Origin of the sequence: Klebsiella sp. A-Nf5, assembly GCF_002810545.1 — a bacterium.
Lineage (GTDB): Bacteria > Pseudomonadota > Gammaproteobacteria > Enterobacterales > Enterobacteriaceae > Klebsiella > Klebsiella variicola.
In genome coordinates this window covers 29,863-43,351 of sequence record NZ_PIOG01000167.1, presented here as the reverse complement: position 1 = coordinate 43,351, position 13,489 = coordinate 29,863, and the positions used below count along the sequence as shown (strand labels likewise).

The window sequence follows — 13,489 nt, the reverse complement described above, 5'->3', positions numbered from 1 at the left end:
GACATTAGTTCCAGCCGCACTCTGCCGCCAGCTGGCGCACCAGACCGGCGGCGTCACCCTCGCGGATCAACCCCACACCCTGCCCGGCCCAGTGGGCGCCATACTCATGGACGCCCTGGGCTTTCGCGGCGGCGGCCAGCGCTTTGCCGATATCATACGCCAGCGGATAATCCGGCACGGCGCTCGCCGGACAGGCTTCCCCCAGCGCACAGAAGGCATTCGCCAGACAGCGTGCCGGACGCCCGGATATCGCGGAGGTCAGCACCGTACGTCCGTCAATGCTGTTGTTGATCGCCGCGCGATAACCGGCGTCGGCGGCCGATTCCGGACACAGTAAAAACGCCGTACCGAGCTGAACGCCCTGCGCCCCCAACTGCATTACGCTGGTGATCCCCGCCCCGTCCATGATGCCCCCGGCGGCTACCACCGGGATGGTTAGCCGACGCCGCAGAAGTTGCACCAGGGTGAACGTGCTCAGTTGGGCATCAGGCTCCTGCGGAGCAAAGATCCCCCGGTGCCCGCCCGCCTCATAGCCCTGAGCGACCACTACGTCGATCCCCTGCTGTTCAATCAGCAGCGCCTCCTGGAGCGAGGTTGCCGTCGCCAGGGTGACAATCCCCTGCTGTCGCAGACGCTGGATCGTCTCACGTTCAGGAAGACCAAAATGAAAACTCACCACCGCCGGCGACAGGTCGAGAAGCAGCTCCAGCATCGGCGCATGACCGATAAATGTCTGGTAGATCTCGCTTAACGAATCCGGTGGCGTACTGCCATAGCGGGCAAAATGGGGGCGCAACGTCTCTGCCCAGTCGGCTTCCCGCCGGGCGTCGCGCCGGGGCGGCGCATGACAGAACAGATTGACATTGAACGGACGGTCCGTCAGCTGGCGGGTGGCGACTATCATCGCTTCCGCCTGGGCAACGGTTGAAACGCCCAGCCCCAGCGAACCCAGCGCGCCGGCATGACTTACCGCGGCAGCCAACGCGGGGGTGGAGACGCCCGCCATCGGGGCCTGAATCAGGGGATAATCAATATCAAGAAGCGAAAGCAGCGGGTTGCTCATGGTTTCCTCATGCATTAGCGATGCCGGAGGCTTACCATCTCCTTTAAAGATGATAAGATCAATATCATTTTCATATTGAGAATAAAAATATGAACCACAGCACACTGCAGATCTTTATCCAGGTGGCAGAAACGCAAAGCGTGACGCAGGCAGCGAAACGGCTCGGCCGCGCGCAATCCAATATCACCACCCGTATTCAGCAGCTGGAAGAGGAACTTGGCGTGGAACTCTTCGTCCGTAGCAACAAAAAGATGGTGCCATCCCCGGCAGGCATTCAGTTTCTCAGCTATGCCCGGCGGATCCTGAGTCTCGCGGAGGAGGCAAAGCAGGCCCTGCATCCAGCGACGCCCGGCGGTACCCTGCGGCTGGGCGCGATGGAGGCAACCGCCGCCAGCCGTCTGCCGCCGCTGCTGACTCGCTTTCAACAGCGGTGCCCGCAGGTAGAGGTGTTGCTGATCACCCAGCCTACCTGCCAGCTGATCGAGCAGGTGGTCAACGCCAGCCTCGATGCCGCGCTGGTCTGCCTGCCGCCGGGCGCAGATGGTCAACCCGCGTGTCCGCCCGAACTGGAATCAGCCCCGGTGTTTTATGAAACTCTGATGGTGGTCCGTCCGCAGACCCCGGGCCCGCTGCGGTTCGCGGCATTCGCCAGCGGCTGCAGCTACCGCGCGCTGGGCGAACGCTGGCTGGCGGCGCAGCAGATGACCGTCGAGGTACATGAGGTGAACTCCTATCACAGCATGCTCGCCTGCGTGGCTTCCGGACGCTACGCCGGCCTGCTGCCGCAGAGCGTGCTGGCGCTGATGACGCTTCCAGAAAACTGCCTTAGCGAACCGCTGTGCGAGGCGACCACCCAACTTATCTGGCGCAACGGATTCAGCGTCCCCGCCCTTAGCGAGTGGCGCAAGCTGTTGCAAAGCGTGGCGAACGACTAAGCTGAAAAAGGAAACCGCGATGCACTCGTATGAGGCGTACAAGGGCTCTTCCAGACAAACGCAGGGGCGTTTTACCGCTACAGTATCAACTCGCGAAAGAATCGCTTTTTTGCCGGGTGGCGGCTACGCCTGACCCGGCCTACAGGGCTGCGCTTTCAGGCCAAAGCGGTTCTTCGGTCCGTAGGCCCGCGCAAGCGCAGCGCCGCCGGGCGCCAGGTCGCGGCTATGATGCCGCTTTTTTGCCGGGTGGCGGCTGCGCCTGACCCGGCCTACAGGGCTGCGCTTTCAGCTAAAGCGATTTTTCGGTCCGTAGGCCCGCGCAAGCGCAGCGCCGCCGGGCGCCAGGTCGCGGCTATGATGCCGTTTTTTTGCCGGGTGGCGGCTACGCCTGACCCGGCCTACAGGGCTGCGCTTTCAGCGCTAAAGCGATTCTTCGGTCCGTAGGCCCGCGCAAGCGCAGCGCCGCCGGGCGCCAGGTCGCGGCTATGATGCCGCTTTTTTGCCGGGTGGCGGCTACGCCTGACCCGGCCCACGCCTTACGGGAGTCATTATGTCGTTCTGTCATATGCGCATCGCCAGACCGGTCAGTGAACTGGACGCCGCCGCCAGCATGTATTGCGCCGGGCTGGGGCTTCAGCAGCTCGGCAGTTTTACCGATCATGAAGGATTCAGCGGGATAATGCTCGGCGCGCCCGCCGCAGACTGGCATCTGGAATTCACCCACTGTCGCCACCATCCCGTCACTCCCTCGCCAGGAGATGAAGATTTGCTGGTGCTGTATTACCCGCAGCAGGCGGAATGGGAAGCACAGTGCGCCGCCATGGACGCCGCCGGATTTCTGCGCGTCACGGCGTTTAACCCTTACTGGGAGGTCAATGGCGTCACTTTCGTCGACCGGGACGGCTATCGCACTGTATTGCAAAACCGTACCTGGGGAGAAGTGCGAAGCGCTTCCGATCACGAGGAGAGTCAATAGCCTCTCCTGTGTGTCCTGCGCAGCGCCCGGCGTGGGCGTTAAGACTCTTCCGCCCGCAGCCACGGCGTCACCGTGAGCCCGGCCAGCAGCCCTTCCGGACTGAGCAATCGGGTGACCGTCTGTCCCCACGGTTCGTCGCGCGCCGCGACGAGCAGGCGGTATCCTTGCTGCTGCAGCCGCGCCGTCGCCGCAGCCAGGTCGCGGACCTCAAACTCAATCCATGCCTGCGGCACCGGCTCCGTCTCCGGCCACTGGTCCTGACCAAAGCAGGACTGCGTCGCCTGCGCCAGCGGCCACAGCGCGAAATGTTTCACCCCGCCGATGGCATCCTGCTCGCTGAGCAGATACGCCTCGTTACCCGGCATCGGCTTCAGCGGCAACCCCAACGCCTGACAATAGAAGTCACGGCTTTGCGACGTGCTGCGGGTGATGGGACCGAAGCCCGCAATGAACAAAACGTCAATATCAGCGAAATTATCAGCGAAATCGTGGGACATGTTCTCTCCTGAACGCGGCGGTAAGATAACGCCATCATGCCCGTACGCAGGCGCCAGCGGCAAACCCTATTAATGGCGGGCGCATGCACGAACATCCGTAACGGATAAAACGCCATCGCGACTCGCCAGCGCCCTCGCGGCGCGCTATGCTAAACATCCCTTGTATTAAACACTTATCCCTATGAGCACTTCCGTCAGCACCACGCAACTCAATTTGCGCATCATTTCGATCGTTGTCTTCACCTGTATCTGCTATCTCTCCATCGGCCTGCCGCTGGCCGTACTGCCGGGGTACATTCACTATCAGCTGGGCTACAGCACCTTTGTCGCCGGGATTGTGATCAGCCTGCAATACATTTCAACGCTGATCAGTCGACCGCACGCCGGGCGCTATACCGATATCTGGGGCCCGAAAAAAGTGGTCAGTCTCGGGATCATCTGCTGTCTGCTGAGCGGCGCATTTACCCTGTTGGCGGTGCTGCTGCAGGCGACGCCGATGCTAGCCATCGCCGCGCTGCTGGCGGGCCGGGTGTTTCTTGGCGTCGGGGAGAGCTTTACCGCGACCGGCGCCACGCTCTGGGGGATCAAAACTGTCGGCGCGATCCATACCTCGCGGGTGATCTCCTGGAATGGCGTGGCGACCTATGTCGCCATGGCGATCGGGGCGCCGCTGGGGGTCACCCTTAACCACTATTTCGGCATTAGCGGATTTGCCACGGTGGTGGTGGTGGTGGCCGCCATCGGCCTGCTGTTCGCCCGCACCCGCCAGGATGTCAGCGTGACCGCTGGGGTCAGAGCGCCCTTTCACGCGGTGGTCCGAAAAATTTGGCCTTATGGCCTGGGGCTGGCCTTTGGTACCGTTGGCTTCGGCGTTATCGCCACCTTCATCACCCTCTATTTTGCGGCGCACAGCTGGCAGGGCGCGGCGTTTACCCTCTCCCTGTTCAGCGTCGGCTTTATCTGCGTCCGCCTGGTGCTGGGAAATACCATTACCCGCTATGGCGGGGTCCCGGTCTCGCTGGTCTGCTTTGTGATCGAGTGTCTTGGCCTGCTGCTGATCTGGCTGGCGCCGTCAGCCTGGGTGGCCGGCGTCGGCGCCTTTCTCACCGGTTCGGGTTTTTCCCTGGTCTTCCCGGCGTTAGGGGTCGAGGCAGTCAAACAGGTGGAAGAGCAAAACCAGGGGACCGCCCTCGGCACCTACTCGGCGTTTCTTGACCTGGCGCTGGGACTCACCGGGCCGCTGGCCGGATGGGTCGCCGGCTTCTACGACCTCGCCACGCTATATCTGTTGGCGGCGATCGTCGTGGTGTTCGCTTTCCTGCTCATTTTACGCGTCCAGCGACAACAGAGAGCCGTCTCAAGGGCGTAATCAGGCCTGGCCCGCGGGTCGCCGCGGGCAAAAAACGAATCGGCAATTGACGACGATTCGGCTTCCGTGCAAACATCCTCCTCAGCGTCTGACGACAGATGCAAGGACGGTAGCGGAGAACAACAGAGATCGCACAACGATCCAGCCCGGCGCCGTAGTCCAATCCGAATCACTGACCCACACGGTGAATTCCTGATTCTGGCGGGAAACACAGACATGCACCAAAGTTTTAATCAGCGCGTTCATTTCTATTACTGCGTCCTGGTCGCGCTGAAGATGCACGGAAAGTCGAAAAAATCGGGCGGTATCAGAGGAAAGAATAACTTTCTGCTGAAATGGCTACGCCGGGCGCAGGATAACAACATCTTCCCGCCCGATATCACCAGCGAAATCGAATGGCTGCGAGGAAAAATCATTCAGGCCGGTTACGACACCGATCTCGAACCGATGCTGGATTTTGTTTACGCCACCGCCAGCCGAGCCGAAGCGCTCAAGAACGCCGAATAAGACATTGCGCCCATTGCGGGCGCAGTGACTGTCCATCCCACCGCATCCCTGAGCGTAACGACAAGACGCGAAAACCCCACGATGTTTATTCTTTTTGTGACACTGTCACGAAGTGGGTTACCGCTGGTCACATTCGGCGGCTGACAGTCGGCCTGTGGCGTTCTATGCTTTGCCCAGTCTTCCCTCACACAGGAACGCGCTATGGCTGACTGGAACCCTTCTTTGTATTTGCAATTTGACGCTGAACGTACCCGCCCCGCGGCCGATCTGCTCTCGCGTATCGCCCATCTGCAGGTTGAGCACGTTGTCGACCTTGGCTGCGGGCCGGGAAACAGCACCCGCCTGCTGCGCGCCGCCTGGCCACTGGCGGCAATCACCGGTATCGATAACTCCCCGGCCATGCTGGCGCAGGCGGCACAGGCCTTACCCGACTGTGAGTTCATCGACGCCGATATTGCCCGCTGGCGGCCTGCGCAACCGGTAGACGTGATCTATGCGAACGCCTCTCTGCAGTGGCTGGCGGATCATGAGACGCTGTTTCCGCATCTGGTGGCGCAGCTGGCAGTCAACGGGACGCTGGCTGTGCAAATGCCGGATAACTGGCAGGAACCTTCGCATACCCTGATGCGCCAGGTCGCCAACGAACAAGGATTACCGGACCGCGGGCGCCAGCCCTTGCTCCCGCCGGACGCCTGGTATGGCATGCTGACCCGTCAGGGTTGTGAAGTTGATATCTGGCGCACCACCTATTTTCATCCCCTCGCTTCCCATCAGGCGATAAGCGACTGGCTGCAGGGGACCGGATTGCGTCCCTATCTGGCCGGCCTGGACGAGCAGTCCAGAAGCGCGTTCCTGATACGCTATGTCGAATTGCTGACCGCCCACTATCCGTTACAGTGTAACGGAAAGGTGCTCCTGCGATTCCCCAGACTGTTTATCGTGGCGCGAAAAATAGTCGTCTGATCGGCATGTGCGCTTAAGCGTAGTAATGGGCATGGAAAACAGGGCGAAAAATCGTCCTGCTTATCAGGATGAAACATCCTGAACATTGCGATATTCAACCTCTTTCCCGGCATGCGACAGTGATTGCCATCTCAACACCCAATAACGGGAGTCACTGTGGAAAATAACGCTGTTAATCGCAACACCCTGGCCGCCATTGCGCCAAAACTGGCCGAACTGACCGAAACGGTACTGTTTGGTGATATCTGGGCACGCCGCGATCTGTCGCCCCGCGAACGGAGCCTGATTACCCTTTCTGCCCTGACGGCGTTGGGTAAAACCCAGCAGCTGCCGTGGCATATCGCTCTCGGCTATCAAAATGGCCTGAGCCAGGCCGAAATCGTCGAGCTGTTTACCCATCTGGCGTTCTATGCCGGCTGGCCGGCGGCGGCCAGCGCCCTGACCTGTCTGAATGAGCAGGAGACACCATGCCCCTGACTCGCATATCGCTTGGCATGGCCTGGCGTCCCACGGAGTTTGCTCAATTGTCGGCGCTCTTTCATGAGTGTCTGGTGGCGGAGTTCGACGTGCCGTCAGCAGATAAATTTCAGTTTATCGAGCAGGCCGCCGACGAGCGGCGCATTTACGACCCGAACTACCTCAGCGACGGACGCAGCGCCCGCTTCGTGCTGTTTCATATTTTCGCCGGGAAACCGCGCAGCCGGGCGCAGAAACAGGGGCTTTATCGTCGGCTCTGTGCGCGGTTAGCCGATGAGATGGCGGTCAGCCCGCAGGACGTGATGGTGGTTATCCAGTTTAACCAGCGGGAGGACTGGAGTTTTAGCGCAGGGAAGATGGCGGATGAATAATGCCAGCGGCGCCGCAAGAGGCGCCGCGTTTCAGGACTATATCATTTGCTACCAGGCACAACAGCGATCGTTCCATGAATCACGATACATGATGCTCCCTTCTGTGTATCTCCAGGTGATCGTCTCATAACGGAAATCAATGTCTTCAAGGTGAGTACTTGTCATTCCGGCCGGATGTAAATTTGGTGTGATTGCCGTAATCTTAATATTCGCCATCGCTATGTTAAAATATTCAATTTCCAGTCCCGCCTCATTTATTCTGTACATTTTTAGCGTTGCCGATTTTAATGTTCGACCTTCACAAAGAGCCCTAAATAACAAAGGTGTTGTTCTGTCAAACTCTTTTTGAATTTTAACCGGTGTATGAAGACGGGTTCCCGTCAGCTTTCCTGTATTATTATCGGTAGGTAACCAAACATGATGATTCACTGCGCGCAATTCGATGGAACCTGTGCGTGTGGGCATCAGGCAAGAACCTATAATAGGCGAATCATTCTCATCAGTTAACCATAAATATGCTGGATTTGACATTACCCCTCCTCTTTCATATCAGTTTTTAACTTTAAACCAAACAACAACGTGAAACCCAATGATTAATAAAATAAAAAGTCCTATTAAGTTAATGGCAATGTCAGGAAAAAGAGAGACTGCAATCATGCTAAATACAATGATTAATAATACAATGCCCCACCCCCATAAAAAAAGAATGAACTCTTCCTTTAACCATCTTTTCAAGAAACCCATTCATTCACCTCATTAATTTAATAAGTAATTCAGCAAGTTCATCATCAGAAATAATCATCGGATTTAAATAAGGAACTCCTGTGAGGACAGGTTCGATGAGAAAGTACATCATCTCCAGATGGTTGGCATATAAGGCATTGTAATAAAATGAATTATGCATTTTCAAATTGTCAGCGCTCTTTGCGGCATCCTGAATCAATCCATACACGTTCAATACCACTGCGGTAGCAGTTACACTCCCTTTAAGGACTAATGACCTTGCCCTGTTGATACGCCCATATACAACAGTATTAAACCTGGAAGTCTGGCAAATCATGGTTGCTACTGCCATGATTAAAATCCGATTAGTTAATCCTGCTGATGATATGTAAACTCCCGCCCCGACAAGCTTCTTGAGAATATATTGAGCTTTTTCTTCTTTTTTATTTTGAAAGTAGGTTTCTATATATATTTTAATCATTTGGAAAATGATATCACGGTTTTTAACTAACTGCGCCAGCCCTGCAATAAATCTTGTGTCCTCTTGCTTTAACTTAGAGCAAACATCCTGATAATTATCCATTAAGCAGGAAGTATAATACGAAGCACGGGTTATACCATTTCCCATTTGATTCAGTGTATCAATAACATTCTTTTTCACTCCAGAAAATGCTTCATCAAATTTCATGGCCAGAATACGCTCTGCCTCGATAGAGGTAATAATGAAATCCCTATAATAGATAATCAGATCCTTCCTTTATTAGATCATTCATTGTTCCTGCACATATTTCTTATGATCATTTGGCCTTTCAATATACTTATAAAATGATGGCCTTGATAGTATTATTGACTTTACTCTTTTTTGTTTAAATTCACTCGCACCCTGCCCGGTTAAAAATATCTCAGTTAGCTATTACTTCGTGCTGTTTCATATTTTCGCCGGGAAACCGCGCAGCCGGGCGCAGAAACAGGGGCTTTATCGTCGACTCTGTGCGCGGTTAGACGATGAGATGGCGGTCAGCCCGCAGGACGTGATGGTGGTTATCCAGTTTAACCAGCGGGAGGACTGGAGTTTTAGCGCAGGGAAGATGGCGGATGAATAACGCCAGCGGCGCCGCAAGAGGCGCCGCGTTTCAGGCTACCAGGCGAGATGATGCACCAGTGAGAGATCCCAGGCCGTAGCCAATAGTGAAAGAAACATAATCAGATTGACCACTGTGTCGAGACGTTTTTCCATCGTTGCTTCTCCTGAGCCGGTTTCCCCTGTTATAGCGGGAAAAGCTTAACAACCTCTTACCGCTTCAGGACCCAAGCGTGATCCTGTAGCGCACATAATCGTCAGCCGGGGTAAACTCATCATACAGATGACGGGCTGGATTATCATGGCGCGTATGCCAGTACAACCGCGACCAGCCTTTGTCTGCCCCTTCGGTTTGCAGCGACTTAATGATTGTTCTGGCAATGCCTTGTCCACGGAAGGCAGGATCGACAAACAGATCCTCCAGATAGCAGATTGGCGTGGTGACCCAGGTTCCCTCGTGAAGAATGCAGATGGCGAACCCCACCACCGTATCATCGACCACAGCCACCCTGCCCAGCACCGGGGAGTTCATGTCCAGCATTCGCTGCCAGGTGCATTCGGTCACCTCTTCCGGCTGCGGGCTGCCATAGAAGCGGGTATAGCCTTCCCAGAGATTAAGCCATTCGGCTTTGTCGTGCGGCCGTATTTCCCGGATATCGATGACCATGCGAGTTTCCTTACAGATGAATGAATTAGCCTGCGAACATTGGCAGGGAAAATGGGTTCAAACCATTATTTTCCTGTGCAGCCACATGTTCAAGCGGCATAGCGGCAATTCTCTCCTTGCAGGGGGCGATTTGGCACTAAAAGGCTTTTTTGCAGCGGAGTGACCGACCGGCTCGATAGCCGTGATAAAAAAGCATGTTGTAACTAATGAAGGGGCTTTAAAACCCGGCCGCAGCCGGGTCAATGACGTCCGCTATCAGCACAAGGGCTGTACAGCATCACGCATACCGCGGGACAGGATAGCATCGAGGTCGGCAGTCACCTGCTCCACCAGCCCCGGGATCTGGCTCAAGTCCTGTTCCCAGTGAGCCTCTACGCTGAGTACCGCACTCACCAGCTCGCGGGTGCTCATCTGGCGATCCCGATGCCGGGCCCACAGCGTCTGGTATCGCGTCAACCATTCGGCATCATCCTGTACCGGATAGCGTTCACCCTCCCGCTCTCCCCGGTAGAAGGCGATCAGTGCTGCCAGCGCAAAAGTCAGCCGCGGCGGCAGTTGCCCACTCTTTTGCTGCCCTGCCAGCAGCTGCGGCAGAATGCGGGTGCGGTATTTGGTCATACCGTTGAGCGCAATCGAGAGCAGCTGATGTTTAATATACGGGTTACGGAAGCGCCCGGTCACGGCGCTGGCAAATGATTCAAGCTCATCGCGCGGCAGATCCAGCACCGGAATAATCTCGTCATAAATCGCTTTTTCGACAAACGCGCAAATCTCCGCATCGTTCATCGCCTCACCCACGGTGTCGATCCCAGCCTGGAAAGCCACCGGCACCAGCGCGGTATGCGCCCCATTGAGGATCGCCACTTTGCGCTCTTTATACGGCTTGATATCGTCCACAATGCGCACATTCAGCGGCAGTTTATCGAGACGCAGCTCGGCCGCCAGCGAGGCAGGCCCCTGGATCACAAACAGGTAGAAATGCTCGGCGGTATCAAGGAAGGCATCTTTATAGCCAGTCTGTGCCTCAAGGGCCGCCACTTCATCACGCGGATAGCCGGTTACGATGCGATCCACCAGCGTCGAACAGAAGGTGTTCGCTGAGGTCAGCCAGCGGATAAACGCCTGCGGCAGTTGCCACTCGGCAGCATAGCGCAGCACCAGCGCCTGCAGCGCCTCGCCGTTATAATCGATCAGTTCGCAGGGAATAATCACCCATCCCTTGTCGGCCGCACCGGCGAAATGCTGGTAGCGCTCAAACAACAGGCGCGTCAGTTTCGCCGGATAGCTGACCGGCGGCGCGTCGTCAAAACGATCCCCTGCATGGTAGCTGATGCCCGCCTCAGTGGTATTGGAGAAGACAAACCGCATCTCCGGGTTATGCGCCAGACGTAAAAAAGCGTCGAAGTCAGCGTAAGCGCTGATCTCCCGGTTGACCGAGCGGATCAGACGCGCGTCGCTCACCGCCTCACCCTTCTCGTTCAGACCGCGAATAATGGTGGTGTAAAGGCCGTCCTGGGTGCTCAGTGAAGGCGGGAAATCCGTCGCAATAGGACGGACGACCACAATGCCCGCATTCAGGTCGGTATGCTCGTTGAGGAGATCTATCTGCCAGTCAACGAATGCGCGCAGGAAGTTGCCTTCACCAAACTGGATGATACGGTCAGGGTACTGCGCGCCGGGGAAATCACGACGGTTTAATGTTTTCACAATGGGTTCCCTCTAATAGTAGTCATACAACCTGAGTAATTGGTCCAATAAGTTATCAGGTTTTTCTACCAGTGAAACCCCGTTTTGATCAAAGCATTCTGCAATAGCGGCCGTCAGGGCAAAAACTTATAGAACAGTGAGGTGGCGGTCATCTCTCCGTCAGGCATCAGCGCATAGCGCGGGATTTCCCCCACTTTTTCCCAGCCACAGCGGACATAGAACTGCTCCGCCCCGCTACCGGCTGCCGTGTCCAGCACCAACACCGTCTTCCCTTCCTGTCGGGCAACATGCTCTAGCTCGCTCATCAGCGCGTTGGCAATCCCCTGGCGGCGGGCATTTTGGTGAACCAAAAGTTTAGCGACATCCGCACGATGGGGCTGGTTTTCCGGTTGGCGGGTAATAAGTTGCACGGTACCGATGGGTTGCTCGCTGGCGTCGAGGGCCACCAGTACGATGCGCTCCCCGGCCGCCACGCTGTCGGCAGTGTGTTGCCAGAAAGTAGTCGCCGTCTGCGCGCTAAAGGGCAGCATAAAACTTACCGAGGCGCCGCCGTTGACGCAGCTTGCCAGGATATCGCTTAATGCCGGGAGGTGGTGCAGAATATCGTCACGCGACAGCGTGCGCAGTGAAAAGGATGTGGTCATGGAAGCTCCCTGTAATTGACCACATCACTATGTTTTTAACCAAAAATTAACACAAGCGGATTCCGTATAGGATTTTCTTATGGTGCGCTTTCGGTTAGCGCTGGCATACAGATGCGGTTGCGACCGGTCTGTTTGGCTTTGACCATCTCCTCGTCTGCCGCCATCAGCAATTGGTTAAACAGCTCCGTGATCCGAGCGTGCCCCACCTCGCGCGTCTCCAGCCCCATACTGATGGTCAGATGGATTGGATTCTGCCCGAGGCCGAAGGGTTGCGACTCCACCCCGTGGCGGATTTTTTCCGCCAGTAAATAGCCCTGCTGGGTACTGTCGACGACCGCCGCCACCGCAAACTCTTCACCGCCAATTCGGGCAACCATCCCCTGCTCGTCCACCAGTTGCCGAACCTGTTGGGCAAACTGGGTCAATACGCAATCGCCACCTTCATGGCCCAGAGCATCATTCACCCGTTTGAAGCCATCGATATCCAGCACCATCACCGTCAGCAGCTTATCGGCGGGCAATGCCTGACGCTTCAGCGCCTCGCTCAGTCCGGAACGGGAATACACCCGGGTCTGAAAATCAAAATCAGCGCGCAGGGCCAGCTGTTTCACCAGCGTGTTAATCGCTTCGACACTGGAAGCGACAATCACCGGGCTAATCAGCATAGCGGCAATGCCGAGACGGGTGGAGAACAGCTGCCACGGCTGCATTCGCGCATCCGGCGAAAAGTGAATTAACGAGTTGGCGACCAGCAATATCTCGCTGATACCGGTGAGAAAGGTTAACAGGCAGGTCAGCGGCAGCGGATAACGAACGGCGCACCAGATCAGGGCCGGCAACGGGAAGGTAATGCTGCCGGCGCCGCCCACCGCCACGCCGAGGGCTATCGACAGCACCAGCGCCAGCGCGGGCAGCAGCTGGCGAAAACGAAAACCGCTTAATGCCGAAGGCAACGTCAGGGTCAGAATAAACGGCAGGATCAGCACCGCTGTCGAGAACTGTTCGCTAAACCAGTCTGCCAGTTGGGGAATAAAGGTGGCGCGTTCAACATCCACCGACCCCAGGGCGCCGACGGCGGCGCACAATAAGGCGGCAAACAAGCAAAAACAGAATAAATTAAGCGCATTAATCGGGCCGGGCATGGAGTCGGCGCGTCGCTTATCCCACAGCACCAGCTGCGCCAGCACCACAATAAAGACAATATTGGAGAAATTAATCAGCAATGAGGCAAAGCCCATCCCCCAGCGCGAAGTGAGTCCGTCATAAACCAGCATTGCCGCAAAACAGACGGCATAAAAATAGCTGCGATTAAGCCAGACATAGCGCGCAAAGATCCCGGCCATCACGGCATTGAGCGGCCAGAAGAATGAGAGCTCCTGCACCAGGCGCAGCATAGCCCCCAGAAAATGCAGTAGTAGCGTTAACGTGAATAATACCAGTGCGTCGCGCACGGGCTGCTCTTCACGAAACAGCGTAAATGACCGAATCGACAGTGAAGACATTCAGTAA

16 protein-coding genes and 1 pseudogene are annotated in these 13,489 nt (G+C 56.5%); 8 read left to right on the top strand and 9 right to left on the bottom strand.

Annotated elements, in window-relative coordinates; genetic code table 11:
• Positions 1-4: 4 nt before the first annotated feature.
• Positions 5-1,063 (bottom strand): nitronate monooxygenase, encoded by a 1,059-nt coding sequence (locus CWM53_RS18425; RefSeq protein WP_227521717.1) that lies wholly within the window; start codon positions 1,061-1,063, stop codon positions 5-7.
• Positions 1,064-1,152: 89 nt separating this feature from the next.
• Here CWM53_RS18425 and CWM53_RS18420 point away from each other — a divergent pair, with 89 nt between their 5' ends.
• Together CWM53_RS18420 and CWM53_RS18410 are read left to right on the top strand one after the other, a co-directional pair.
• On the top strand, positions 1,153-1,998 hold the full coding sequence (locus tag CWM53_RS18420) for a LysR family transcriptional regulator (RefSeq protein WP_100729699.1): 846 nt from the start codon (positions 1,153-1,155) through the stop codon (positions 1,996-1,998).
• Positions 1,999-2,548: 550 nt separating this feature from the next.
• On the top strand, positions 2,549-2,974 hold the full coding sequence (locus CWM53_RS18410; protein ID WP_074385893.1) for a VOC family protein: 426 nt from the start codon (positions 2,549-2,551) through the stop codon (positions 2,972-2,974).
• Between the two features lie 38 nt (positions 2,975-3,012).
• On the opposite strand, the gene CWM53_RS18405 is transcribed toward CWM53_RS18410, so the two are convergent.
• Positions 3,013-3,471, bottom strand: a complete 459-nt coding sequence (locus CWM53_RS18405) for a VOC family protein (protein ID WP_100729893.1) — start codon at positions 3,469-3,471, stop codon at positions 3,013-3,015.
• Between the two features lie 181 nt (positions 3,472-3,652).
• On the opposite strand from CWM53_RS18405, the gene CWM53_RS18400 reads away from it, so the two are divergent.
• The 5 genes from CWM53_RS18400 (at position 3,653) to CWM53_RS18380 (ending at position 7,158) form a co-directional block, all read left to right on the top strand.
• The gene (locus tag CWM53_RS18400; RefSeq protein ID WP_100729892.1) at positions 3,653-4,840 is read left to right on the top strand and encodes an MFS transporter; all 1,188 of its coding nucleotides are present in this window, start codon (positions 3,653-3,655) and stop codon (positions 4,838-4,840) included.
• A gap of 216 nt (positions 4,841-5,056) precedes the next feature.
• Positions 5,057-5,347: a hypothetical protein gene (locus tag CWM53_RS18395; RefSeq protein WP_008804940.1), complete on the top strand. Its 291-nt coding sequence runs from the start codon at positions 5,057-5,059 to the stop codon at positions 5,345-5,347.
• Positions 5,348-5,548: 201 nt separating this feature from the next.
• On the top strand, positions 5,549-6,310 hold the full coding sequence (gene tam, locus CWM53_RS18390; protein WP_100729891.1) for a trans-aconitate 2-methyltransferase: 762 nt from the start codon (positions 5,549-5,551) through the stop codon (positions 6,308-6,310).
• Positions 6,311-6,466: 156 nt separating this feature from the next.
• Entirely contained in the window at positions 6,467-6,787 is a 321-nt protein-coding gene (locus CWM53_RS18385) for a carboxymuconolactone decarboxylase family protein (RefSeq protein WP_061154637.1), read from the top strand.
• A complete protein-coding gene (locus CWM53_RS18380; RefSeq protein WP_100729890.1) occupies positions 6,778-7,158 on the top strand; it encodes a tautomerase family protein in 381 nt (126 codons plus the stop codon). The genes CWM53_RS18385 and CWM53_RS18380 overlap by 10 nt, the downstream gene beginning before the upstream one ends.
• Positions 7,159-7,206: 48 nt before the next feature.
• Here CWM53_RS18380 and CWM53_RS18375 read toward each other — a convergent pair whose 3' ends face one another.
• Genes CWM53_RS18375 through CWM53_RS18365 form a run of 3 tightly spaced genes read right to left on the bottom strand, consistent with a single transcriptional unit; the run spans position 7,207 to position 8,623 of the window.
• Positions 7,207-7,689, bottom strand: a complete 483-nt coding sequence (locus CWM53_RS18375) for an Hcp family type VI secretion system effector (protein ID WP_100729889.1) — start codon at positions 7,687-7,689, stop codon at positions 7,207-7,209.
• Positions 7,690-7,707: 18 nt separating this feature from the next.
• On the bottom strand, positions 7,708-7,902 hold the full coding sequence (locus CWM53_RS18370; RefSeq protein ID WP_004184000.1) for a hypothetical protein: 195 nt from the start codon (positions 7,900-7,902) through the stop codon (positions 7,708-7,710).
• 4 nt (positions 7,903-7,906) lie between these two features.
• Positions 7,907-8,623, bottom strand: a complete 717-nt coding sequence (locus tag CWM53_RS18365; RefSeq protein ID WP_100729888.1) for a hypothetical protein — start codon at positions 8,621-8,623, stop codon at positions 7,907-7,909.
• Between the two features lie 175 nt (positions 8,624-8,798).
• On the opposite strand from CWM53_RS18365, the pseudogene CWM53_RS18360 reads away from it, so the two are divergent.
• Positions 8,799-8,984 (top strand): annotated as a pseudogene (locus CWM53_RS18360) (tautomerase family protein); the annotation flags it as partial.
• A 198-nt stretch (positions 8,985-9,182) separates the two neighbouring features.
• Here CWM53_RS18360 and CWM53_RS18350 read toward each other — a convergent pair.
• The 4 genes from CWM53_RS18350 to CWM53_RS18335 form a co-directional block, all read right to left on the bottom strand.
• Positions 9,183-9,629: a GNAT family N-acetyltransferase gene (locus CWM53_RS18350; protein ID WP_074385899.1), complete on the bottom strand. Its 447-nt coding sequence runs from the start codon at positions 9,627-9,629 to the stop codon at positions 9,183-9,185.
• A 255-nt stretch (positions 9,630-9,884) separates the two neighbouring features.
• Positions 9,885-11,336, bottom strand: a complete 1,452-nt coding sequence (locus CWM53_RS18345) for a tagaturonate reductase (protein ID WP_074385900.1) — start codon at positions 11,334-11,336, stop codon at positions 9,885-9,887.
• A 113-nt stretch (positions 11,337-11,449) separates the two neighbouring features.
• Positions 11,450-11,980: a GNAT family N-acetyltransferase gene (locus CWM53_RS18340; RefSeq protein WP_012541767.1), complete on the bottom strand. Its 531-nt coding sequence runs from the start codon at positions 11,978-11,980 to the stop codon at positions 11,450-11,452.
• A 77-nt stretch (positions 11,981-12,057) separates the two neighbouring features.
• Positions 12,058-13,482, bottom strand: a complete 1,425-nt coding sequence (locus CWM53_RS18335) for a GGDEF domain-containing protein (protein WP_008804947.1) — start codon at positions 13,480-13,482, stop codon at positions 12,058-12,060.
• Positions 13,483-13,489 lie beyond the last annotated feature (7 nt).

What these genes read in the sequence shown, in the direction of transcription:
- CWM53_RS18425 (WP_227521717.1), bottom strand. Translation starts at nt 1,063, where the DNA reads ATGAGCAACCCGCTGCTTTCGCTTCTTGATATTGATTATCCCCTGATT.
- CWM53_RS18420 (WP_100729699.1), top strand. Translation starts at nt 1,153, where the DNA reads ATGAACCACAGCACACTGCAGATCTTTATCCAGGTGGCAGAAACGCAA.
- CWM53_RS18410 (WP_074385893.1), top strand. Translation starts at nt 2,549, where the DNA reads ATGTCGTTCTGTCATATGCGCATCGCCAGACCGGTCAGTGAACTGGAC.
- CWM53_RS18405 (WP_100729893.1), bottom strand. Translation starts at nt 3,471, where the DNA reads ATGTCCCACGATTTCGCTGATAATTTCGCTGATATTGACGTTTTGTTC.
- CWM53_RS18400 (WP_100729892.1), top strand. Translation starts at nt 3,653, where the DNA reads ATGAGCACTTCCGTCAGCACCACGCAACTCAATTTGCGCATCATTTCG.
- CWM53_RS18395 (WP_008804940.1), top strand. Translation starts at nt 5,057, where the DNA reads ATGCACCAAAGTTTTAATCAGCGCGTTCATTTCTATTACTGCGTCCTG.
- tam (WP_100729891.1), top strand. Translation starts at nt 5,549, where the DNA reads ATGGCTGACTGGAACCCTTCTTTGTATTTGCAATTTGACGCTGAACGT.
- CWM53_RS18380 (WP_100729890.1), top strand. Translation starts at nt 6,778, where the DNA reads ATGCCCCTGACTCGCATATCGCTTGGCATGGCCTGGCGTCCCACGGAG.
- CWM53_RS18375 (WP_100729889.1), bottom strand. Translation starts at nt 7,689, where the DNA reads ATGTCAAATCCAGCATATTTATGGTTAACTGATGAGAATGATTCGCCT.
- CWM53_RS18370 (WP_004184000.1), bottom strand. Translation starts at nt 7,902, where the DNA reads ATGGGTTTCTTGAAAAGATGGTTAAAGGAAGAGTTCATTCTTTTTTTA.
- CWM53_RS18350 (WP_074385899.1), bottom strand. Translation starts at nt 9,629, where the DNA reads ATGGTCATCGATATCCGGGAAATACGGCCGCACGACAAAGCCGAATGG.
- CWM53_RS18340 (WP_012541767.1), bottom strand. Translation starts at nt 11,980, where the DNA reads ATGACCACATCCTTTTCACTGCGCACGCTGTCGCGTGACGATATTCTG.
- CWM53_RS18335 (WP_008804947.1), bottom strand. Translation starts at nt 13,482, where the DNA reads ATGTCTTCACTGTCGATTCGGTCATTTACGCTGTTTCGTGAAGAGCAG.